This window comes from Flammeovirga agarivorans (genome assembly GCF_012641475.1).
Classification (GTDB): Bacteria; Bacteroidota; Bacteroidia; order Cytophagales; family Flammeovirgaceae; genus Flammeovirga; species Flammeovirga agarivorans.
In genome coordinates, this window is sequence record NZ_JABAIL010000010.1 from 120,090 (window position 1) to 144,630 (window position 24,541).

A 24,541-nucleotide genomic window follows, 5' to 3' on the forward strand; every position below is an offset into this window, starting at 1 on the left:
ATGAATATCTTTTTAACAGCCATCGGAACTGATAGTGGAAAGAGTGTTGTGTCAGCCATTCTTACAGAAGCTTTACAAGCAGATTACTGGAAGCCGATTCAAGCAGGATTTCCAACAGATACTGAAACGGTTCATCAGTTATTACCTACAAAAAAAGAAAAGCTAGAGGAAGCTTATTTATTAAAATATCCTATGTCTCCTCATGCATCTGCAAATAAAGAGGGGGTTTATGTTGACCTAGAGACCATTAAGATACCCTCGCACAAAAATGAAAATATGATCATTGAAGGTGCTGGTGGAATTATGGTGCCATTAAATAATAAGGATATGGTCATTGATATTGCTGAGAAATTTAAACTTCCTGTAATTCTTGTAAGTAACATATATCTCGGAAATATCAATCATACGCTTCTTTCAATTAATGAATTAAAAAGACGCGGTTTAAAACTGGCAGGTATCGTATTTAATGGAGACAGAAATATTGACACCGAAAATGTCATTTTAGAACATGCAGAAGCTCCATGTTTATTTCACCTTCCTCAATTAGATCAAGTAACTCCCGATAGTATTAAAAGAGTAGCTGAAGAAGTAAGGCCTCAATTATATCAACTTTTAAATATTGAAAACTATGCATAAGGACTTACTTCAGAGGGACCAACAATATGTTTGGCATCCATTTACACCGCAAACTTTAGCTCCAAAACCACTTGGCGTAAAAGCGGCAAAAGATTGTAAAATTATCCTTGAAGATGGTAAAGAAGTCATTGATGCTATCTCTTCTTGGTGGGTGAATATACATGGACACGGTAATGAAGAACTTGCTGAAACTTTAAAACAACAAGCTTTAAACCTTGATCATATAATTTTTGCAGGTTTCACGCATGAACCTGCAGTAACACTAGCTGAGAAATTAATCCCATTACTACCGGGTAAGTTCGATAAATGCTTTTTCTCTGATAACGGTAGTACTTCAACAGAAATAGCTTTAAAAATGGCTATCCAATACTTTTGGAATACCGGTGACAAAAAACGAAAAAAAGTAATTGCTTTTGAAGGGGCGTATCATGGCGACACTTTTGGAGCAATGTCTATGGCTGGAAGAACTCCATTTTCGGCCCCATTTGAAGAGTTCCTTTTTGATGTCAATTACCTACCATTTCCAACAGCAGAAAATTGGGAAGAAGTAAAAAGCTTAATGGTAGAGTATACAAAAAATGAAGATGCCTGTTGCTTTATTTTTGAACCATTAGTGCAAGGAGCTAGTGGAATGAGAATGTACAAAGCCGAACAGTTGGATGAATTGATTGGAATTGCACAAAGTCATGGTACTTTGTGTATTGCAGATGAAGTGATGACTGGGTTCTATAGAACAGGAAAGTTATTTGCTACCAACCATCTGATAAACCATCAGCCTGATATAGTTTGTATGTCCAAGGCATTAACTGCAGGTATTTTACCTTTGAGTCTTACTTTTTGTACTCAGAAAATCTATGATGCTTTTCTAGTAGATGACATGATGAAAACTTTTTTCCATGGGCACTCCTTTACTGGAAATCCATTGGCATGTGCCGTTGCGATTAAAAGTCTTGAGATGCTTTTAAGTGAAAAAAGGCAAAATCAAATTGATCACATTATTAAGTCACATCAAAAGTTTGCTGAGATATTATCCACTCTACCATTTGCAAAAAATATTAGACAAACAGGTACCATCCTAGCTTTTGATTATGACACGGAAAAAGATACATCATATTTCAACTCGATTCGTGATGAGCTTTATAATTTCTTTTTAAGTAAAGGTATCCTTCTTAGACCATTAGGAAATACCGTTTACTTCCACACTCCTTACACCATCACGCAAGAAGAGTTAGATCATATTTATAACATTGTACATCGTTTATTTAAAGAGGGATTATCAACAATGAAAGCTGATAGATGTTAATTAGTTTAATATTTAACTTTCATCAAATTAACACTTCTTTTATTGCATGAGAAATGATACATTTAAATGTTTTCCAGATATTTTTATACTTTTTCTTGCATAATTGATAAAAAATCCCGTATTTAGTTTACGAAAACAGCAATAAGAAATAGTTTTTGGGTTATTAAAGGAATTGAAAAGGTCTTCACTTTGTGAAGGCCTTTTTTTGATTCACCTTACCATTGTTAAAAAATTAACAGAAAATCAACTTAATGTGAATCCAAATTGTATAAAATCAAGAATATCCAATTAAAAAACGTAATAATCACATTTTTTCTTGCAAAGTTTAAAATAATGTCATTAATTAGTAAACGAAAACAGCAATAAGAAATAGTTTTTGGGTTATTAAAGGAATTAAAAAGGTTCTCATTTTGTGAGGACCTTTTTTTATTTTTCACTAATAAGATTAAATGTTACAACTTTTCATGTCCTTTGCCGTGTTATTCTTGTTACGTGTTATTGATATGCGATAATCTCTTTATATTTTCGTATGATTTTTATTTATGCCAAACTGCAAGTAAAAATTTTTTATATTAGATAGACATAAAGAGAAGCTTATCTATCACTTAGTTTTTCGACATCATTTAACTACCTCAATTTAGATGAAATTTAATTTCATAAAACGTCTTGCTGTTATTTGCTTGATACTTATAAATGTTCAAGTCTTTGGACGAAGCTTTAGCCATTTAAATGACAGTACTAATACATTAAAAAAGGATACAACTAAAGTTGAAAAGAAAAGAAAAAACTTACGTTTTAGTATTCTTGGTGGACCTGGCTATACCCCCGATTATGGTTTCTTAATTGGTGCCAGTGCTTTATTTACGTTTTCAACAGATACAACAGATAAAAAGATGAACCGTTCGGTAGTGCCTATTGCCGGCGCATGGTTGTCATCTGGTGGATTTAACTTGCTAATAAAACCACAACTTTTCTTTAACCATGATCGGTTTAGGTATTTTGGTCAGATCCAATATTTGAACAATATCAACAACTATTATGGTGTAGGATTCGATAATAATCAGAATATCGAAAGAGGGCCTGAAACCACTGAGTATTTCATGAACTCATTTCTTACTTTTGGTTCCTTCCTTTTTAGAATAGGAGATTCTGATTTCTTCTTGGGCCCCTCTTATGATGTAGGCTACAGAAGGTTAAGCGATATTGCCGCAGCAATGGCTGAAGACCCTGTATATATGAAACAGGCAGAAATGTTGGGAGGTGGTGATGAAGGAATGGAACTTTTCAATGTAGGTATAGGATTTGAATTATCTTATGACACAAGAGACATCCCTGCCAATGCATGGTCTGGTATTTACTTCGATCTTACAGCTAGATATTATGATAAATGGTTAGGATCAGATACTCAATGGGGCTTTCTAACTGCTGAATACCGCCAATATAAATTACTACCTTTCTTAGGAGAAAGAAGAGTATTAGCATGGACTGCTAAGGTAAGATCTTCATTCGGTGATGTTCCTTTTACAGAAATGTCGATGATTGGTTCTCCTTTTGATTTAAGAGGGTATTACCAAGGGCAATATAGAGATAAGTCAATGGGCTATGCAATGGCTGAATACCGTCATATGTTCAACTCTAAATCCAAATTACTCAACCGTCTTGGTTTTGCATTCTGGGGAGGTGTAGGTATGGTTGGCCCTGAAGTTTACAACCCAGGTGGAGTACTTCCCAACTTTGGTGGAGGCCTTAGAATTGAAGTACAACCAAGAATGAACTTCCGTATTGATGTAGGTAAAGATCCGATTGCGAATCAAACATTATTATACTTCAATATGACTGAAGCATTCTAATAAAAAATTAATACACAAAAAAGGCCTTGATGTTTATTCAAGGCCTTTTTTGTGTATTACAATCGACGACTATTTACCTAAAACTAGGAAACTGCCATTCAATAAATTCTCTTTATTATAACGGAATAACTCGTCTTCAGTATTTCCTGTATATACATGACCTCCAGCAGCCTCAACAACTGCTTGACCTGCGGCTGTATCCCACTCCATTGTAGGACCATGTCTATAATATAAATCTGCTTTACCTTCTGCTACCATACAGAATTTTAAAGAACTACCTACTGAAATTGATTCCGTTGCACTGTATTTACCAATGATCTCTTCTTCAGCTGGGTTTGCATGTGACTTAGAACGAACAGCAACTCTATTGCCTTCTTTCCATTTCACTTCAATTGGATCTAATATTCCTGCTTCACCTTTCTTCGCTCCAATACCATCAATACCAATATAGATCACTCCTTTTACAGGAACATAAACTACACCTAATACTGGTTTTTTCTCGTGAATCAGAGCTATATTTACAGTGAACTCTCCATTTCTATTAATAAACTCTTTAGTGCCATCAAGAGGATCTACACACCAATAGGTAGTCCAATCTTTACGCTCATCGTAAGACATTTCTTTGCCTTCCTCAGATAAGATTGGGTATTCTAACTTAGTAAGGCCTTCCATTATTACTTCATGTGAAGCCTTATCTGCTAGTGTTAAAGGAGAATTATCGTCTTTAATTTCAACGCCTAAATCTTCTTTTTGATAAATTTCCATGATTGCATGACCTGCATCAATTGCAATTTGCATACAATCCTCAGATAATTTTTCTAAGTTCATTCTTTATGGATTTTGTTAATTGAGATACAAATATAAAAAATAAGTCAAGAGTGTAAACCTTCCTACATTAATACATAAGGAGTTTCTGGCTTCCAAGGGTCAGGTAAATCTCTTTCTTTCAACTCATCTTTAATATTGATCTCTATCGTTCTTGAAAGAGTTAACATCGGTGTATCTGAAGATTTATCTTCAAAAGGGTCTTGCAAGTAAGTGGCAATCCTTTCGATAATAAGAAAAGCCATAGCAAGTGTAACACTAGTTACCAATAACACAACACCATTAGTCTCTACCAAACCATAGGGAACAGAAAAAATGAAAAAATAAATCAGTATCTCAAGTAACAATGTATACATACTTGGGAAGACTGTATTTTTAATTCGCTCACATTTACCCATTGCATCCGTCAACTTACAGAGGGTGGTATCCAATTGAACTAGCTGATAAGTATCTAAATACTTCTCTTTATATAGTTTTCGTAGTAATTGACCTTGTGTAAATAACAATGCATTGGGAACATTCTTACTTGTTTTTAACTCTTCAATCTCCTCTTTGGGCAATAAATGATTGATATCCATTGTTGTATTCTGCTTCCTTAAATGCCTTGTCAAAGCAAAACACCAAGCTGCCTGACGGTATGACATTTCTGTAAGAAGTTCTTTTAACTCCGGATTATTAGGTAAGAAAGTCATGAGTTGTCTTACCCAACTTCTCGAATCATTTACTATGGCACCCCAAACTTGCCTTGCTTCCCACCATCTTTGATAAGATGAGTTGGTTCTAAAAGCCAATAGTAAAGAAATTGCTGTACCAGGGACTGTGATAATACCCAGAGGTAAACTTAAATTGCTTAACATGTGTTCATCATCTAAAATTGATAAGAACAACATATAAATAACAATAAGTAAAACGGAGAACCATAAATCTTTGAAAAGTCTCTTCCAAGGAATGTAAAGTCTTGTAACCATAAATTGGAATTAGAAAAAAGTAATAGTGTTTAAATTCGTATAACAAGTATATAAATTATGCTTTAATATTCTGATTTCAAAAAGTCAGCTTCATAAAATATTGTATTGCCTTTTTTTCGAAGTTTTAATCTAACCATTTTTAGGTATTTTATAATCTAATATTTAATCCATAACATTTTATAGACATTTTGTTTGTGTAATACATCGCTAGTTTTTACATTTGATTTGTGATTTTAGATACCCGAGTTTATAAAATTTAGATATTATTCTTTACCTAGTCAAACGAAAAGTATTCACTTCTTCTTGTCAAAGAATAATCTGATAAAACAGATTAGGGTAAAAAAATTAATTTTTGAAATTTGAATTCATATTCTTATTTTGAAAAATAAATTGTAATACTAAATTCACAGTTGTTTCATAAATATGAAGCGACATTTAATTAGATATAATATTATTATTAAAAAATAGATTATTAGTAGTTAGTTTATCAAAAAGACGAAAGGTTACCTCATATTGAGATAACCTTTTTTAGTTTCATAAATGCATTAATAAACCCAGTTTCTCTGAAATGATAATGTTTTCAAGAAATTTGAAAGGATATAAGAATATACCAAAACCGTTATTTTCAATACATTACGCATTTAAGTAATTAATATTTATTCTATTTCAATAAATACGTTTATCCCTTGTATATTTATATATAGAATAAAATACGATAGATAATATGAAATACGATTTTGATCAAATAATCAACAGAGAAGGATATTCTACTGTAAAATATGATCTTCGAGAAGTAATATTCAACGAAAAAGATATTATTCCTTTATGGGTAGCAGATATGGATTTTGCTACTGCTCCAGAAATTGTTGATGCTCTTCAAAAAAGAGTCTCGCACCCTATATATGGATACACTTTACAAAATGATGAGTTTTGGAATGCAATCATAAATTGGACCTATAAGAGACATCAATGGAAAGTCATCAAAAATGAGTTGGTGTTTGTTCCTGGTATTGTTCCGGGTTTAGGTATGTTAGTACAAGCTTTGACAAATGTGAATGATAAAGTAGCGTTATTCTCTCCGGTATACCCTCCATTTTATGAAAATATCGAGAAAAACAAACGCGAGCTAGTCAATATCCCACTTATCAATAATGATAATTATTACTCTATAGATTTTGGTACATTTGAGGACGAATTAAAAAAGGGCTGCAAGCTTCTTATGTTTTGTAATCCTCATAACCCCTCGGGTAGAGTTTGGAAAAAGGAAGAATTGGAAAAACTATTAGACCTTTGTGATCAATACGATTGTAATATTATTTCTGATGAAATCCATGCCGACCTTACTCTATTTGGCAATAAACATGTTCCATTTGCATCATTATCTGCAATCGCTGAAAAAAGAGTGATCACATGCATGGCTCCGTCTAAAACATTTAATCTAGCTGGTTTAAACTGTGCTTATTTAATCTTTAAAAACCCAAAAATCAAAAGCTTATACCTTGATGAAGTAAAACATATGCATCTAGATTTTGGAGGAACAATTGGAACCGAAGCATTAAAAGCTGCTTATAACCATGGTGAAGATTGGTATCAGGAACTTTTAAAATATATAGAAGGAAATATCAAATATGTTCAAGAAGAATTAAAAGATACACCCATCAAAATAATGCCTATTGAGGCGACTTATTTATTATGGTTAGATTGTCGAGGTATTAATGAAAGTGCTTCAATGATTGTCAACTTTTTTCACCAAAAGGCAAAAGTTGGCGTTCAGGATGGAAGACATTTTGGATACACTGGAGCAGGGTTTATGCGATTAAATACGGCATGCCCCAGATCAGTACTAGAAGAAGCTATAAAAAGAATAAAAGGGAATTTAGAATAGTTTCCTATATTTACTTAAACAACAACTCTTCAATTTATTAAAATATCATGAAATTAACCTTCAAGCTCTTAAGTCTAGGCCTATCATCTTTATTATTATTTAGCTGTGACAGTGATAGTGACGACACTCCACAAGCTGAACCTTATTTTGAAGATAATTTAAGTCTCGATACTTGGGAAGTAACAGAATTTGGAGCAGACAAAACTTACGAAACACCCATCGGTTGGGAAACTTCAAACCCCGGAACATCTTTTTTAAGCTTTGTAAATACCACTCAGGAAACAAGTGATGTTGTTAGTGGAAGTTCTGCTAGAATGGAAACTATTGCTATTCCTTTAACTGGTATTGCAGCAGCAACAGTATATACAGGGAAATTTCAATTGAATACTTCTGACCCCGCTCAAAGTGCTATCCTTGGCGTAGAGTATACAAAGAGACCTAAATCGATGTCTTTTAATTACAAATACACTCCTGGAGATGAATATTTACAATTTGATGGTGCGGTAAGCTCACCTGTAGAAGGTGCTGTTGACTCTTGCCTAGTCTATATGTACCTACAAAAAAGAGAAGGAGAGTCTATTCAAAGAATCGGTACAGCTGCTATGCAACATAGTGATACTGTAACAGAATGGACAAAAGAAAAATTAGAGGTGATTTATGGTGAGATTGAGAACCCTGTACCAGGTTTTCGTTTAAGACCTGAAGAAACGGGTTGGGCTGATGCAGACGCTACTCCTACTCACGTGATCATTACTTTTACATCAACTTCGGCTGGAGACTATTTCAGAGGCGCTATCGGTAGTGTACTAATGGTTGATGATATCTCTATTGAATATTAATTCTATGAAATTTATATATCTATGGGTCGCACTTTTTAGTGTGACCTTTTTCACATCTTCACTTCAGGCACAAACTAGTGAAGAACAAAATAATGAAAAATCACTAGTTTGGGGAGGAAGGTTTAGCATTAACTTTGGTGCATCAGTACCACTCTATTTCCAGGATATTCCAAAAAGGTATTCTTGGTCTACAACATTCAACCCCTCAGTTGGAGCATATGTTGAAATTCCATTAAAAGAAGACCGAAAGTCTGTACATATTGAACTTATTTATACTAGAAAAGGAAATTCAACAGAAGCAACAGTAGAGAACCGTTACTTTAAGGTAAGCGATAATTATCAAGGTTATGTTACTGGTGATGTTCAAACCAATATCAGCCTAAACTATATTGAAATTCCTATTCAGTTTAAGACTAATCTTTCTAAAAAAGATAATGGTTGGTATGCTATCGCAGGTTTATATGTAGCTGCAATGGTCTCAGGAACATTTGATGGTATATTATACGCTGGTGGTACATTAGAAGATATTGTAGGTAGTAGTACTGAAATAGGAAGAGACACTCCCTATGATTATAGTTCAGATTTAGTCAATTTTGATTGGGGTGCCCAATTTGGTATTCAAAAAGAAATTGGTGATCACTTCACTGTCGACACCCAAATTGCTTGGGGATTTAATGGTATATTCCCAAGAGGGTATGACACCGTAGATCCAAACCTCTTTAATTTATATGGTAAAGTAGGTGTACTTTATAAAATTGGAAAATAAAAAAAGGAGTAAGTTAATCGCTTACTCCTTTTTTAATGAAATTTTCGTTTATCCCCTACAGTAAAGTTGATGGGCAAACATATTCTGTTGTTTCAATTCCTGCTTCTTTAATGGCCTTGAAACCTCCTTTCACATCTATGATATTATCAAATCCTCTTGATTTCATAATAGAAGAGGCAATCATTGAACGATACCCTCCTGCACAATGAATATAGTAAGTAGCCTCTTTATCTAGATCACTCCATTCAGTATTAATATGATCCAAAGGCTTGTTGACCACTTTTTCATTACTTATATGTTCAGAAATATACTCAGAGTTTTTTCTAGCATCAATTACATTAATATCATTTGCTAAACGAGATTTAAATTCATCTGCAGAGATTGATTCAATAGAATCTACTTCTTTTCCAGCAGCTTTCCATGAATTAATCCCACCTTCTAAGTATCCCAAAGTATTATCGTAACCTACTCTTGATAACCTAGTAATTACTTCTTCTTCAGATCCTTCGTCAGCAATAATTACAATTGGTTGCTTTAGGTCGACAATTAACGCACCTACCCAAGGAGCGAATCCACCTTTCACTCCAATATTAATAGAATTAGGAATAAAGCCATCCTTAAAGGTTTGTGGTGCTCTAGTATCTAACATCAATGCTCCTTCTGCATTTACAATCTCTTCAAACAACTGAGGACTTAAAGCAACATTTCCTCTATCTAGAATTTGATCAATATTCTCGTATCCCTCTTTGTTTAACTTTACATTTTTAGGGAAATATTGAGGAGGAGTAGCTAAACCAGTGGTTACCTCTTTGATAAATTCAGCTTTTGTCATATCGGCTCTAAGAGCATAATTTGTCTTTTTCTGATTACCAAGAGTATCATGTGTCTCTTTACTCATATTTTTCCCACAAGCTGACCCTGCTCCATGTGCAGGATATACAACTACATCGTCAGCAAGGGGCATGATTTTATTTCTAAGAGAGTCAAATAGCAAACCAGCAAGATCCTCTTGTGTTAAATCTGACTTCACGGCTAAATCCGGTCTACCCACATCTCCGATAAATAATGTATCTCCAGAAAACAAGGCCACATCTTTTCCACTCTCATCTTTTAACAAGAAAGAAGAAGACTCTTGAGTATGTCCCGGAGTATGTAAAACCGTAATTGTGATATCACCTACATTAAACACCTCTCCATCTTCTGCGATATGTGCATCATATGATGTTTTGGCTGTTGGTCCGAAAACTATTGCAGCTCCTGTTTCCTCTGCTAAAGAAACATGTCCAGATACAAAGTCAGCATGGAAGTGAGTTTCAAAAATGTATTTAATTTTAGCTCCTTCTTTCGTTGCTTTTTCTAAGTAAGGCTTTGTTTCTCTTAGTGGGTCGATGATAACAGCCTCACCTTTGGATTCAATATAATATGCACCTTGTGCTAAACATCCTGTGTAAATTTGTTCGATTTTCATAATGCTTAGAAGTTCTATGTTTATATATGTCTTAAATATTTCTCTCTTTAAATTCGTTACTCTGAATCGCGCGCTCAAAGTTACGTCTTATTTCCAATTGATTACCTTTTTTATCATAATAATCTATGGCTGATTGTACATCCAGGAAAAAGTGATCCTTACCTAATCTCTGTGTTAAACCTACCCGATTAAAGAAATCTCTCACTGGACCGATCACCTCTGAAAAATAGGTACGAATTCCCTCTTGTTTGAGATCATAAATCAAATCTTCTAAAGAGGATAATGCCGTTGTATCAATATTGGATACTGATCCAAAATGTAAAACCAACAATTTTAAATCGCCTTTTTTCTGATCAATTTCACATCTTATTTTATCATAAAAATGACTACTATTTGCGAAATAAAGCTGTGCATCCTGACGAATAACAATCACATCCTCTCTCACTTCAGCATCTTTAAAGCGTTGTATATTTCTATAGTCTTCAGTCCCCTTTAACCTGCCTAGTATCGCTATATGGGGTGTTGCTGTTCTTTTCACTAATAATAAAAGGCTTAACAACATTCCAGATAAAATCCCTTCCTGAATCCCCCATAAAAGGGTAATAAGAAAAGTAAAAAGAAGCATGTAAAAATCTTCCCTTTTCGTTTTCCAAAGAAATTTAGGGTATGAAGTATCTATAAGTCCATACACTGCAACTAAAATTATAGAGGCTATGATTGCTTTGGGAAGTGACTCAAAAAATGGTGTCAAAAACAGCAAAGTCACTAATAACAAAACTCCACTGATTATACTTGCCAAATTTGTTTTCGCTCCCGCCTGATCATTAACAGCTGATCTACTAAACCCGCCTGTACCATGAAAAGAGCCAAAGAAAGATCCAATAATATCCCCTATTCCAAGAGCAATAAATTCTTTATTATTATCAATTTCGTATTCTCCCTTATGTCTTTGTTGAAGTGCTTTACTTACTGAAATTGATTCCATGTATGCTATCAATGCTATGGCAAATGCTGATGGAAGCAATTTCAAAACCATATCGTATGTAATGTTAGGAATACTAAATTCAGGAAATCCACTTGGAATTTTTCCCAACACATTTATTTCCAAATTAAAAGAATACATAATCACTAACCCAACAATAACTGCTACCAAAGACCCTGGTATTCCTTTTCCGAATTTCTTTGTTAATCGTATTAATAAAATACCACTAATACCTATTAAAACTGCATACCAATTAAATTGATCAAATTGCTTGAGCGTAGAGAACAATGTTATCAAGGTTGACGATTTATGATCTACAGATATCCCAAAGAAATTATTAAGCTGATCTATACCTATCACAAAGGCAGCTGCAGAAGTAAAACCGCTGATCACTGGCTTACTCAAGAAATTAACTAGAAAGCCAAATTTGATCACCCCGAAAAACAACTGAATCAGTCCTATCATTAACGTTAATAATATAACTGCAGAAATATATTGATCAGTTCCTACAGCAGCTAATGAGGAAACTGCCGCTGCAATTAACATAGAATCGATCGCAACAGGCCCAACAGCAACTTGTCTTGAAGTCCCCAATAATGAATAAGTAAACTGAGGAATCATGGCTGCATAGAGGCCATAAACCGGCGGTAACCCTGCCAAGCTAGCATATGCCATTCCTTGAGGAATAAGCATAATTCCTACTGTTAAACCTGCAGATATATCGCCAGATAAATATTCTTTTTTATAATTCTTAAGCCAAGGTGCTATAAAGTATTGATTTCGCATTTGAAAGTGATTATCTATTACAAAGGTGGGAAAAGAAAATAATAGTTTATGTAACAATCATCACATAAAAAAGAGTATCCACACTTATAGTGAATACTCTCTTTTTCTAGTTAAAACCTAACTTATCATTGTACAAAATGATAGGTCATAAGATAAATAACAATTTAAAGTTTCTTACTTAATTAATGACTTTATAGTTATAAGAACCTGAATTTGAGCTGATTTTTACTATCAACAACCCACTTGAAAAACCATCCGTTTTAATTGACATATTTTCTTTTGAAGATTCAGTAAATAATAATTTACCATTGATATCATAGACTGATACATTATAAGAAGTTAAAGTCGTTTGAATATGAATAACTCCTTCCGTTTTGGTTGGAAACACCTTTATTTGGTTTTTCAGATCATTATCCAATGAAGTTATATCACCATCTATCTCATCCAAATAATCCTCTAAAGAAAGGATAATTGCTACAGCAACTGTATTTTGTAACTCATCACTTCCTACCAATATTAAATCAAGTTCTTCAATTGCTTTTACCCTTGTTCCTGAAGGAAGCTTTGTAACGTCAATAGTAATCGTTAATGTCTCTTCATCAAAAATTACATAATCTGGAATAGATTCTCCATTCGCTTGTATTAGAATAAACTTCTTATCTAAACCTGTTAAACTTGAAAATAATGTTTCATCTACTCTTATCTCAATAACCTCTTCATCTATATTTTCTATAACTAAATGTTCATCTTGGAATTCTTGATAGTTTGAAAACTGATACGTTACATTTATTAAATTTTCACCTTCACTGACAGTATGAGATCTATTTAATGACACATCTTCTTTATCCCCATTCACTAACAATTCATATGTGATATCACCCTTTTCGAAATTATAGACAAAAGTATAAATACCATTACCTTTGTGGCTATAAACATCTCTACTTAATGACACCGATACTCCATTTATATTGATGGATAAAGTATCTTTATCTGGCTCAAATAATAATGCTTCAATTAATGGTTGCATATCAATTTCCCATGTTACCTCATTGAGATGATCGTTGGGCTCTGGTGTAAAAGAATATTCATCTTCTATAAATAAAGTATAATTGAGTTTTTCCTCTTCTTTATGTAAATATTTATGATCCTGATAATTAAGGTATCTATTTTCAAAAGTAATTCCACCAGAAATAATCACTTGATCATTCACTTTTACCATATCCTTTAAACTATAAAAAACTGGTCGTAAAGGTGTCACTTTCTCTCTATTACCGTCTTTAGAATACTTTATCAAAGCGTTATACATTTCTTTAGTAGATGTTGTATAAATACTTTCTTGACCGGATGTAACAACATCAGATCTAATATCTAATAAATAATATAAGTTTTCATCATCAACTAATAACCTAGTGTAACCATAATTATAACCATACTTGTGGTCATAAGGTAAAAATTCACTCCAAACTGGGATACCTTCACTATCTATTTTTATTACAAAATTTGAAAAATCACCTGCCTCTACACCTTCATCTTTCGGAATTAAATGGCCTTCAAATAAAGTATCATTAGAGTAAATCCAGCCTGTTATATAAACAGAATTATCACCTGCCTGAAACCCTGTTGGCCAACCTGTTCCCCCTCCTGATTGACCACTTATTAAAGATTTAGCCCACTTAACAGAACCATCACTAGAATTAATAGCTATCAAAGGAGAATTTACCTCTCTATTTTTAAAAGCTTCCAATTCTCCCTCTTCTGTTGAGATACCTTTGCTAATAAATTCACCGGATAGATATAATAAACCTTGTTTATCAGCGGTCAAAGTAATAAGATAATATGAGCCTATTTGATTAACCGTCAAGAAGGTCACTTCCTCAACCTTCTCAGTATCTAATCGATGTATATAAATAATATCATCATTATGTTCATACTCTGCATAGTAACCTAAACCATCAAAAGTAGTTACCGAGATGTCTTGGCTACTTCCAGTAGATGTTGAATAATTGAGTAAGTTTAATTCATTATCCAAGTAAACTATAACAGATTTAGAATCTGCCATTAAAGAATGTTCATTATTATCATAAGTAAATGAACTGGCATTATTTGGATTCTGTAATACCAATATGACATTCCCCGATGTTTCATCTACTTTTAAGTTATTTCCGAATTCATCTACAGTACCTAAGGAGAAATTCTTGTTTATTAGTACTTCTCCAACACTATTAAGTTTTTGTAAGTTAGACGTATTCTGGTTTTCAATACTTGATCCAAATCTATAAATATTATTTTCTATATCTGACTCAATAGCTGTATAATCATAAATACTATCATATCGAACTTCATTAATCTTTGAAGTCATATCTGTAATGATTTCATATGAAAAATATCCATATTGATAATCTATATAGAATACTAATTGTGCTTTTTGTCCTTTATTTGCTCTTACAGGAAAGCGTATATCAACTGTCCTTTCATCACCAATTAAAAGAGTAGTATCACCATTCAGCATAAAATAGAATTCATGTTCAAGAGCTATTTCTTCTGAAATATATTTGATAATTCCTTTATCAGAATGATGTTCCACCCTACTAATTTCAACTGCTGTACCCAGTTTATCATCAACTTTAGGTAGGTAGGCTACTGAGGTGATTTCATGAAGTGCCACTTTTTTATTGTAAATATCAACGGTATAATAATAAGAAGAATAATCACCATTACCATTAAGTTGATATTCTGTACTTGAAGGAATTAAATTAGACTGTTCATCAATTGAAAGTTTATCTCCGTTATCAGTCATAAAATAGATGCCTGCATCATTTTTTAAGTAATTGATTCCATAAAAAATATTGTCTCTCTTATTTAATACGGAAAGCATACTTCTTGTAACAGAAGATCCACCAATAGTTAGTTCCTTTGATGAAAGAATTGGATGTCTATCTTTAAAACTAGTAGTTGGATCTAATTCAAAATCAATCTGTAGCGTTTTATTATTACTACTGATTGACTCCACTGACTTCTCATTGTAAACAACAGATCCTGAACCTGTTATATTCCCATTTATTTTTATTCCATTGGAAAGATCTATATCTAAATTTGTATAATTTATCCCTTCATAACGTACTCTACCATACCCTTTAAACACATAGTCTTTATAAAATTTAAAAACATTTACACCTGATGAAAATTCATTGATATACATTCTATCAGACTGATCCATGAATATTTCCGTTTTTGATGAAGTGTTTACTACTGCATAATAGTTTTCGAATTGATCTGCTTTTATCGAAATATTTTCCTTATTGATCAAAGATGGATCATCTAAATAGAATGAAGCAAACTTATCAAATCTTTCATTATGAAAACTCGTAATGAAATACCCTTTCGAATAATTATTGGATTCAAAATATCCATAATAGTTAATTAATTCTCCTTCGTAATAAACACCTGTAACAAATGCCTGATCTTGTCCTCCTTCAATACTATAGATTGTTGATAACTTTTCTGGGTTTCTCTGTGAAAACAATGAAAAGTTCCTGATTTGAAATTCAGTATCAATCTTTAATGCAAATAAATCGTTACTTACATGATAAGTACTTAAACTACCATCAAACTGAAATCCATCTGTTACCAAGTCTCCTACTACATAAATATTTCCAGACCTATCAGTGGTCATTATACTTGCTTCAAAATCAGATTTCTGATCAAATGTTAAATTCTTACTCCATTGATGTGATCCTGAAGCGTCCCATTTTGTTAATTGTATAATAGACTCAGATCCAAAAGTCTCATTTATTTCATTGACTGTAACCTCACTATCAGCAAGGTAAAGTTGTGTGTAAATATTGTTCTCTAAATCAATTGACAAATCATAACCATCTTTTTCTATAAGACCTAAATTTGAAGAATTAAAGACCTTCTTAGTATAATTAACGGTTAGGTCATTATTCAACACAAACAGTACTAACTGATCTTCATTAGTTACAGTATAATTGACGTTATTAAATGTGATGCCATTTTCTGTGTTATTATTTACCAATACTGAAATAACTTCACCGTCTTCACTTACTTGAAAAAAAGCTCCCCTTTTATTTTGAAACGTTGTACTAAAAAGAAATTTATCACCATTATTTTTTTGAATATAACCTACTGAATCGCCATCACAATCTAAACAATTTCCGACAACGTATTTATTCCCAACATTATCATATTCAGTTCCTAGAATGATAACATTATTATTAGTTGTGCTTAGACTATTAACCAAATGCTTCTTTTCATTATTTATTGAGATAGATGAAATCCCTAAATCATAATAAAAATCAAAGGAAAAGTCTGTTATTATACCATTATCAGTATTATTATTTAATTGATTCGTATAAGAGAGATTAGAAACAGTAGCACCATACCATTCAAGGGTTTTATCAGCATCTGCTACGATTTTATATCTATCCTGTAATAAAAAACTATACGGCACTTCGAAGGTGAGTACTTTGTTTTTATAGGAATACAATAATTCCATTGGAGTACTCCATTCAGAGTTATATTCATCCAATTTTGTCAATACTGAAAGCCCTTTCAATTCTGTGACTTCATAACTCATATTCATAAGGTTCACATGAATATGAAACAATGCTTGACTTCCTTTTACATCTAAATAAATTGAGGTTCCATTAGAAGATAACACGTTTGATGTACTCTTCCCAATTTGTTCTCCTTCTAGACTTTCGAAAAATACTTCTCCACTTTTAGTTGCATAAAGAATAGTTTCGAAATTTGAGTCTCCTGCTGAAATCAGTTTTAATTGTTCTATGCCAGAGGGCAAGACTTCACCTTTAATAAAAAGTGATTTTGTAGAAATTTGTCCATAAGTTACTTTAAAAGTAGCTAATAACAGTAAAGACAAGAGTAGCGACAATTTGAGCTTGTAGTTCATCTTTAAGTTTAAATAATTATTAATGCTTTAAGTACACAACTTGTTGGATTTAGTCTGTGTGTTTTGTCAAATATAATTGAAGTCATTAACAATTCGAAATTTAAATATGACAACAAACCTTTTAATGATTATCAAATTTCATCTCACCCTGTCGCTTTGTCAGTAAAACTGACAAATCTTATCGATTTTTTACATTGGCACACTTCATGTAAAAAAGGCAATGAAGATTATTTTTTCTTCTATACTTTTTAGAATAACAAAAAATTATAAAACAGATAAATAAAAATGTCACAAGTAAACATTAAACCCTTAGCAGATAGAGTTTTAATTGAGCCTGCAGAAGCAGAAACTCAAACAGCATCAGGTCTATTTATCCCTGACAATGCAAAAGAAAAACCACAAAGAGGTACTGTAGTAGCGGTTGGTAATGGTACTAAAGATGAGCCTTTAACTGTTAAAGTGGGTGATACTGTCATTTATGGTAAGTACTCAGGAACTGAATTAAACTTAGAAGGAAACGATTACTTAATGATGCGTGAGGCTGACATTTTAGCTATCGTATAATTATTAATTAAAGAGTGAGGTTAATCTCACCACTATTAAAACAAAATTTCAACAGAGAAAGCACAAGAACTTCTCTAAAAAATATAAAAATATTATGGCAAAAAATCTTCATTTCGATACTGAAGCAATCGAGGGATTAAAAAAAGGTGTTGATGCTTTAGCAAACGCTGTAAAAGTTACTTTAGGACCAAAGGGACGTAACGTAATCTTAGAAAAATCATTTGGATCACCACACGTAACAAAAGATGGTGTTTCAGTAGCTAAAGAAATCGAATTAGCAGAGCCAATCGAAAATATGGGTGCTCAATTAGTAAAAGAAGTAGCTTCTAAAACTGCTGATGAGGCAGGTGACGGTACTACTACTGCTACTGTATTGACGCAAGCGATCTTCACTACAGGTATCAAAAACGTTGTAGCTGGAGCAAACCCAATGGATTTGAAGCGTGGTATCGATAAAGCTGTTAAAGCTATCGTTGCTGAATTAAAGAATACTTCAAAAACTGTTGAAACAAACAAAGAAGTTGAGCAAGTAGCAACTATCTCTGCTAACAACGATGCTGAGATCGGTAAAATGATCGCTGAAGCAATGGAAAAAGTAGGTAAAGATGGTGTTATCACTGTTGAAGAAGCAAAAGGTACTGAAACAGAAGTAAAAACTGTTGAAGGTATGCAATTTGACCGTGGTTACCTTTCTCCATACTTTGTGACTAACACAGAGAAAATGGAAGCAGATATGGAAACTCCATACATCTTAATCTACGACAAGAAGGTTTCTACAATGAAAGAATTACTTCCTGTTTTAGAACAAGTTGCTCAAACTGGTAAGCCATTAGTAATTATCGCTGAAGATGTTGATTCTGAAGCTTTAGCTACTTTAGTAGTAAACAAAATCCGTGGTGCATTAAAAGTTGCAGCTGTTAAAGCTCCAGGTTTTGGTGACCGTCGTAAAGCAATGTTGCAAGATATCGCTGTTCTTACTGGTGGTACTGTTATCTCTGATGAGACAGGTATGAAACTAGAAGATGCGACTATCGATATGTTAGGTACAGCTGAAAAAGTTATCATCGACAAAGACAATACTGTAGTTGTAAATGGTGCTGGTTCTGCTGACGCTGTTGCTGCAAGAGTTGCTGAAATTCGTGTTCAAATCGAAAACACTACTTCAGACTATGATAAAGAGAAATTACAAGAGCGTTTAGCTAAATTAGCTGGCGGTGTTGCAATTATCTATATCGGTGCGGCTACTGAAACTGAAATGAAAGAGAAGAAAGATCGTGTTGACGATGCTTTAGCAGCAACAAGAGCAGCCGTTGAAGAAGGTATCGTAGTTGGTGGTGGTACTGCCCTATTGAGAGCTTCTTCAGTTCTTGATTCAGTAGAAACAGCTCATCCTGATGAGGAAATTGGTGTTCAGATTGTAAAAACTGCAATCCAAGCTCCTTTAAGAACTATCTTAGGAAATGCTGGTTTAGAAGCTTCAGTTATCGTAAATAAAATTTTAGAAAGCGAAGGTAACTTCGGTTTCAATGCTCGTACTGAAGAGTACCAAGACTTAGTTGAGGCTGGTGTTATTGACCCTACTAAAGTAACTCGTCTTGCTTTAGAGCATGCTGCTTCAGTTGCTTCTTTATTATTAACTACTGATTGTGTAGTTTCTAATGAGAAAGAAGAAGGTGGTGCTGCAGCTCCTGCTATGCCTCCAATGGGAGGTGGTATGCCAGGTATGATGTAATAGACATTATCAGTAGTTATATATATAAGAAAGGCACTCATTCGTGAGTGCCTTTTCTATTTTTAAACTTTTATATCTTTAAAGTCTTGAGTTTCGGAACTATATTTTTTAAGAAGCTTTTCATCGTGTTTCACCTCTTTGTATAAAACATCTACCAAATGATGAATTTTACTATCTATATTTTCTAAGTTCTTCTTGACGACATCCATTAGAAAATTCTTTTCTTCTAGTGAAACTTCTGTGGCTCGAAATAACTCCAAAATACCCAACGATGTAGATAGGTTTCCTCTTAAATGATGGGAAATAAAATCTAATGCATTATTCAAGTTCTTATTGTCTTTCTCTATTTGTCGGATATAGGAGAATGTATCAGACTCATCTGAATACACACTTACAACATATTCATCTTTTAATTTTTGAACTCTATTCGTTCTGTACAGGATATCAGATTTACTCATTTTATATCCTTTTAATGGAACAACTTGAGAAACCCCAGTTTGATAAACCTCTTCTAATGCATCTACTAATCCCATTTCATTAACATTCGGGTAGAGTTCATCTATCATCTTACCCTTGTATGCGACATCCATTGCCCCATCCATTTTTCTTCCCGCCTTATTATAATAATAAAACTCAAACTGTCGCTCTGACTTACGCCTGTATATGGCAACGCCTAATGGAGAATTATCATAATAGTTAAGTAGTTCTTGAGTCATGTAAATTAAGTATAAATCAGTTTTTGTGTTAATCTAAAATAATCCTTTTTTAGGAACTATTATAAAGTACGTAATGTTCTTAGCTAGTTTCTAAAATAAAATATGGAAAAAAAGGTCATTCTCAGTAAAAACATTCGAATGACCTTCTATTAGGGTAGTTATAGTTTAACCACTACTCTACCACTTATTTGCCCTTTAAAGATGGCATTAACTTTATCTTCTAACCCTTCAAGGTTTACTTCTTCTGTAATTTCATCAAGAGTTTCAGGCATCCATGATGCACCAATGTTATTCCATACTTTTACTCTTTCAGCATAAGGGAAGTTTTGAGAATCAATACCAATTAATGAAACCCCTCTTAAAATAAATGGAAACACATTAATAGGTAAATCAAAAGATGCTGCATTACCACAACATGTTACTACTCCCAAAGGATTGGTTGCTTTAATACCAGTAGCAAGATATTCACCTCCAACAGTATCTATAACACCTGCATACAACGGTTTCAATAAAGGACGTTGATTTCCTTCAAGGAATTCTTCTCTTGTAATAACATGTGAAGCACCTATTTTCTTTAGATAATCTGCTTTTTCTGCTTTTCCAGTTACGGCAACTACAGAATACCCTAATTTATTAAGAATAGTAACTGCAATAGAACCTACTCCACCAGTAGAACCTGTAACTAAGATATTTCCATCTTCAGGACTAACATGAGGAATTAATTTATAAACAGACATTGCTGCTGTTAGGCCTGCAGTCCCCAATTCCATACTAGATTTTAATGTTACACCTTTAGGCATTGGAACGACCCAATTTGACGGCACTTGGATATATTCGGAAAATCCTCCCCAAGTGTTCATCCCTAAATCATAACTTGTTACAATAACTTCATCTCCTTCTTTGAAATTATCCGATTTACTAGAAACAACTACACCAGATGCATCAATACCAGGTGTATGAGGATAATTTTTTGTAACTCCAGGTTTTCCTAATGCAGATAAAGCATCCTTATAATTTAAAGATGAATACGCTACTTTAACTAAAACCTCTCCTTCTGGTAAATCCGATAATTCTTTATTTTGAATGGAAGATTTGAATTCTTTCTCTCCTACTTTTTCAGTAACAAAAGCTTTGAAAGTTGTCATTTTAATAATGGGGTTTAATTGTAAAGTCACAATGTACAGCTAAGGTGTACACTAAATAATGACTTTAGACACAATTTACACCCATTATCATCATATTAATTAAACGATCATCAGATTATTTAATCATGAAAAATATTTCTTAGGATATTCATAAAAGAGTTCCTCTCCTTTAGTTAACTCTTTCCAAGAATCAGCTTCTTTAAATTCAATAGCTATAACACCAGCAGTTGGAATATTTTCTATATAGTCACTTAAAAAATGATTTCTTAAATCTGTAATCGCAGGATTATGAAAAACCAACATTACGGTTTCAAGATTTTCGTCTAGATACTTGATAACATCTAAAATTTCATCATGCAAAGCATTGTAAAAATCTTTTTCAAAGTGCAATTGTTTACTTAAAGTTTCTGCTACTTTTTCTGCAGTTAACTTAGTTCGCTTTGCGGGAGATGAAATGATCAAATCAGGCATAAGTTTATGTTCAAATAACACATCTGCCATCTTTACGAGATCTTTCTCTCCTCGTTTGTTTAAAGGCCTGTCAAAATCAGTCAAAAGTGGATTTTTCCAGCTCGACTTGGCATGCCTCATTAGTATTAACCTTTTCAAAATTTATACTTTCTCAATTTTTGACTAAAAATAAGCACCAAAATGATATAATAAAAAACGTTAAAGCTTATATTTAATATATTAAGTATTATTTTAATTTTTGCCTTTGGCATTATCATTTCTTTAAGGCTTAATTAAATCAGCGTGATTTTTTCACAACCCATTTTTAAGAATGACAAGATCATCTAACTCTAAGAATAAATCATTAATACTACAACTGTTCATTATTGTAGGGCTTATCCTTATTTCAAAGCCTTCATTTGCTCAACTTGAAGCTCCTAAATATGTCAATGAATATTTGGCTATTGGTGTTGGTGCAAGAGGATTGGCAATGGGTAATTCTTTAACGGAAACTGTTGATGATGCCACTGCAGGATATTGGAACCCTGCAGGTTTATTGAATATAGAGGACCGTTATACCGCTTCATTAATGCATGCAGAGTATTTTGCTGGTATTGCAAAGTATGATTTCGGTGGCTTTGCTACCAAAATTGATGATCAATCTGCTTTAGGAATAACTTTTATCCGCTTTGGTGTAGATGACATTCCAGATACTCGTTTCTTATTTGATCCTGATGGCAACATTAATTGGGATAATGTACAAAGTTTCTCGTCTGCAGATTATGCCTTCCTTTTTTCATATGCAAGACAATTCCCGCAACTTCCTCACTTAAAATTCGGTGCAAACGCAAAAGTGATTTATAGAAATGCAGGACAATTTGCCAATGCTTGGGGCTTTGGTTTAGATGTTGGATTACAATGGCAAAAAGAAAGATGGTTTGCCGGTGTAACTGCAAAAGATATTACAGGTACATATAATGTATGGACCTACAATCCAGCAACTTTCTATGAAATCTTCAAAGCCACTGGCAATACAATTCCTGACAATTCTGTAGAAGTAGCAACTCCTCGCCTTATTGTTGGAGGTGCAAGAAGCTTTGCAATATGGAAACAAAGTCAGCTAGAAAATGCAGAAGAACTCATTGGAGCCTTGGTCTCTGTTGGTTTTGATATGACTTTTGATGGGAAAAGAAATACTGTGATTAAAACAGATTTAATCTCTGTTGATCCCCACATGGGTGTTGAATTCCATTACAAAAAAATGATTTTCTTAAGAGGTGGAATCTCCCAGCTTCAATACATTAAAGACTTTGACGGGTCTGAATCACTAGAATTCTTACCGAGCTTTGGTGCTGGATTTGCATTTAAAGGCTTTACTGTAGATTACGCTCTTACCAACATTGGCGACGTCTCTTCAGCATCTCTATATTCTCATATCTTTAGTTTAAAGGTTGATTTTGGTAGATCCATCAAAAGAAACGAATCCACTCCGAAAAGTGATAAGTATTATTAATATTAGTTCAAAATACGTTTAAAATAGACATTCTTCTTACTCAATCCATTACTATTCAGTGAATTAATTGACTTTTTTGCATATTACCCTTATAATTGAGGAACTATCTACTTATTTACTGTACTATTACTTCGCTTTAATGGACTCGAATTTCACTTTTAAAAACTTATTTTTTGTCTGTTATTTCATTTTTCTACTTTCAACTGATGTACTAGCACAACATGAAAATGTATATGCGATCCATCAAGAAGAGCTAGCAATCAACAACAGTGACTTTCATAAAATTCTTTTTGAATGCAATGAAACTCTGAAACACGACGCTAATAACAAAGAAGCTCTATACAAGAGAGGTGTGATAAAAACAGAACTTGGATCATTCAAGAGTGCTCAGAATGACTTTACAAAAGCGCTTCATCTAGCACATGGAAACAAAGTCGATATATATTATCGAAGAGGAATCTCCTACTTTCTTGAAAATGACTTCTTAAATGCAATTTCTGATTTTGATAGTGCCATTCACATTCAACCTAATCATGTAAAGGCATTATGGAAGAAAGCCCAATCCTATTATCAAATTGGCGCCCAGTCGTTAACATTAAAAACACTTGATCAAATCAGTATAGTTAACCCTGAAGATGCTGTTACATGGCATGACATGGGAACATTATACCATAAAAATCATCAACCACATAAAGCGAAAGACTGCTTTACTACAGCATTAATACTTGATCCAAAAATGTCATCTTCATACAATCATAGAGGTATGATCTACGAATCATTGGATGAAATTGCAAAAGCTTTTGATGATTATAACAGAGCAATCTTTTATGACTCTGCGTTTGTGGATGCCTACAATAACAGAGGCCTTATCTACCTTAAATTTGAAGATTTTGTAGAGGCTGAAAATGATTTTTCATCGGCGATAACACATGGTATTCATTTACATAAAGAAGCACTTAATAATAGAGCAATAACGAGATATCTTACCGGTAGATTCTCTGAAAGCCTTACAGATATCAATACACTTATTAATAATTACCCGTATTATGCAAATGCTTACATTACTAGAGGTAATATAAAAGAGCGTTTACATGATGATGCAGGAGCTTGCTCAGATTGGCATAAAGCAGCCGAACTAGGCATGCTTGTGGGACTCAAATATGCACAGGGCACTTGTCATTAA

General features: G+C 33.3%; 18 protein-coding genes. 10 read left to right on the forward strand and 8 right to left on the reverse strand.

Annotated features, from left to right (window positions below):
* The 3 genes from bioD to HGP29_RS23525 all read left to right on the forward strand — a co-directional run bounded on the left by bioD (nucleotide 1) and on the right by HGP29_RS23525 (nucleotide 3,789).
* Complete coding sequence (bioD, locus tag HGP29_RS23515; protein ID WP_168884905.1) at nucleotides 1-636, forward strand: dethiobiotin synthase; 636 nt, start codon at nucleotides 1-3, stop codon at nucleotides 634-636.
* A complete protein-coding gene (gene bioA, locus HGP29_RS23520) occupies nucleotides 629-1,939 on the forward strand; it encodes an adenosylmethionine--8-amino-7-oxononanoate transaminase (RefSeq protein ID WP_168884906.1) in 1,311 nt (436 codons plus the stop codon). The genes bioD and bioA overlap by 8 nt, the downstream gene beginning before the upstream one ends.
* Before the next feature lie 641 nt (nucleotides 1,940-2,580).
* Nucleotides 2,581-3,789: a BamA/TamA family outer membrane protein gene (locus tag HGP29_RS23525; protein ID WP_168884907.1), complete on the forward strand. Its 1,209-nt coding sequence runs from the start codon at nucleotides 2,581-2,583 to the stop codon at nucleotides 3,787-3,789.
* A 69-nt stretch (nucleotides 3,790-3,858) separates the two neighbouring features.
* Here HGP29_RS23525 and cysQ read toward each other — a convergent pair whose 3' ends face one another.
* Nucleotides 3,859-4,617, reverse strand: a complete 759-nt coding sequence (gene cysQ, locus HGP29_RS23530) for a 3'(2'),5'-bisphosphate nucleotidase CysQ (RefSeq protein WP_168884908.1) — start codon at nucleotides 4,615-4,617, stop codon at nucleotides 3,859-3,861.
* A 62-nt stretch (nucleotides 4,618-4,679) separates the two neighbouring features.
* Nucleotides 4,680-5,582 carry a bestrophin family protein gene (locus HGP29_RS23535; RefSeq protein ID WP_168884909.1) on the reverse strand — a complete coding sequence of 301 codons (903 nt, stop codon included), beginning with the start codon at nucleotides 5,580-5,582 and terminating at the stop codon, nucleotides 4,680-4,682.
* 724 nt (nucleotides 5,583-6,306) lie between these two features.
* Between HGP29_RS23535 and HGP29_RS23540 the strand changes: the two genes are divergently transcribed.
* From HGP29_RS23540 to HGP29_RS23550, 3 genes are read left to right on the forward strand one after another with little or no spacing between them, the layout of a single operon-like run.
* Complete coding sequence (locus tag HGP29_RS23540) at nucleotides 6,307-7,467, forward strand: MalY/PatB family protein (RefSeq protein WP_168884910.1); 1,161 nt, start codon at nucleotides 6,307-6,309, stop codon at nucleotides 7,465-7,467.
* Nucleotides 7,468-7,514: 47 nt separating this feature from the next.
* Entirely contained in the window at nucleotides 7,515-8,306 is a 792-nt protein-coding gene (locus HGP29_RS23545; protein WP_168884911.1) for a PCMD domain-containing protein, read from the forward strand.
* 4 nt (nucleotides 8,307-8,310) lie between these two features.
* Nucleotides 8,311-9,072: a porin family protein gene (locus tag HGP29_RS23550; protein ID WP_168884912.1), complete on the forward strand. Its 762-nt coding sequence runs from the start codon at nucleotides 8,311-8,313 to the stop codon at nucleotides 9,070-9,072.
* A 55-nt stretch (nucleotides 9,073-9,127) separates the two neighbouring features.
* On the opposite strand, the gene HGP29_RS23555 is transcribed toward HGP29_RS23550, so the two are convergent.
* From HGP29_RS23555 to HGP29_RS23565, 3 genes are all read right to left on the reverse strand, one after another.
* Complete coding sequence (locus tag HGP29_RS23555) at nucleotides 9,128-10,540, reverse strand: MBL fold metallo-hydrolase (protein WP_168884913.1); 1,413 nt, start codon at nucleotides 10,538-10,540, stop codon at nucleotides 9,128-9,130.
* A gap of 31 nt (nucleotides 10,541-10,571) precedes the next feature.
* Complete coding sequence (locus HGP29_RS23560) at nucleotides 10,572-12,308, reverse strand: SulP family inorganic anion transporter (RefSeq protein ID WP_168884914.1); 1,737 nt, start codon at nucleotides 12,306-12,308, stop codon at nucleotides 10,572-10,574.
* A 178-nt stretch (nucleotides 12,309-12,486) separates the two neighbouring features.
* The gene (locus HGP29_RS23565) at nucleotides 12,487-17,238 is read right to left on the reverse strand and encodes a T9SS type A sorting domain-containing protein (RefSeq protein ID WP_168884915.1); all 4,752 of its coding nucleotides are present in this window, start codon (nucleotides 17,236-17,238) and stop codon (nucleotides 12,487-12,489) included.
* Between the two features lie 285 nt (nucleotides 17,239-17,523).
* On the opposite strand from HGP29_RS23565, the gene HGP29_RS23570 reads away from it, so the two are divergent.
* Nucleotides 17,524-17,802, forward strand: coding sequence for a co-chaperone GroES (locus tag HGP29_RS23570; protein ID WP_168884916.1), 279 nt, complete (start codon nucleotides 17,524-17,526; stop codon nucleotides 17,800-17,802).
* A 94-nt stretch (nucleotides 17,803-17,896) separates the two neighbouring features.
* The gene (gene groL / locus HGP29_RS23575; protein ID WP_168884917.1) at nucleotides 17,897-19,534 is read left to right on the forward strand and encodes a chaperonin GroEL; all 1,638 of its coding nucleotides are present in this window, start codon (nucleotides 17,897-17,899) and stop codon (nucleotides 19,532-19,534) included.
* A gap of 62 nt (nucleotides 19,535-19,596) precedes the next feature.
* Here the strand turns inward: groL and HGP29_RS23580 are convergent, their stop codons facing one another.
* From HGP29_RS23580 to HGP29_RS23590, 3 genes are all read right to left on the reverse strand, one after another.
* On the reverse strand, nucleotides 19,597-20,250 hold the full coding sequence (locus HGP29_RS23580; RefSeq protein WP_168884918.1) for a hypothetical protein: 654 nt from the start codon (nucleotides 20,248-20,250) through the stop codon (nucleotides 19,597-19,599).
* 158 nt (nucleotides 20,251-20,408) lie between these two features.
* Nucleotides 20,409-21,395 (reverse strand): YhdH/YhfP family quinone oxidoreductase, encoded by a 987-nt coding sequence (locus HGP29_RS23585; RefSeq protein WP_168884919.1) that lies wholly within the window; start codon nucleotides 21,393-21,395, stop codon nucleotides 20,409-20,411.
* Nucleotides 21,396-21,518: 123 nt separating this feature from the next.
* Nucleotides 21,519-21,986, reverse strand: coding sequence for a SixA phosphatase family protein (locus tag HGP29_RS23590; RefSeq protein WP_211093394.1), 468 nt, complete (start codon nucleotides 21,984-21,986; stop codon nucleotides 21,519-21,521).
* Nucleotides 21,987-22,176: 190 nt separating this feature from the next.
* Here HGP29_RS23590 and HGP29_RS23595 point away from each other — a divergent pair, with 190 nt between their 5' ends.
* Together HGP29_RS23595 and HGP29_RS23600 are read left to right on the forward strand one after the other, a co-directional pair.
* A complete protein-coding gene (locus tag HGP29_RS23595) occupies nucleotides 22,177-23,358 on the forward strand; it encodes a putative type IX sorting system protein PorV2 (RefSeq protein ID WP_168884921.1) in 1,182 nt (393 codons plus the stop codon).
* Between the two features lie 139 nt (nucleotides 23,359-23,497).
* Entirely contained in the window at nucleotides 23,498-24,541 is a 1,044-nt protein-coding gene (locus HGP29_RS23600) for a tetratricopeptide repeat protein (protein ID WP_168884922.1), read from the forward strand.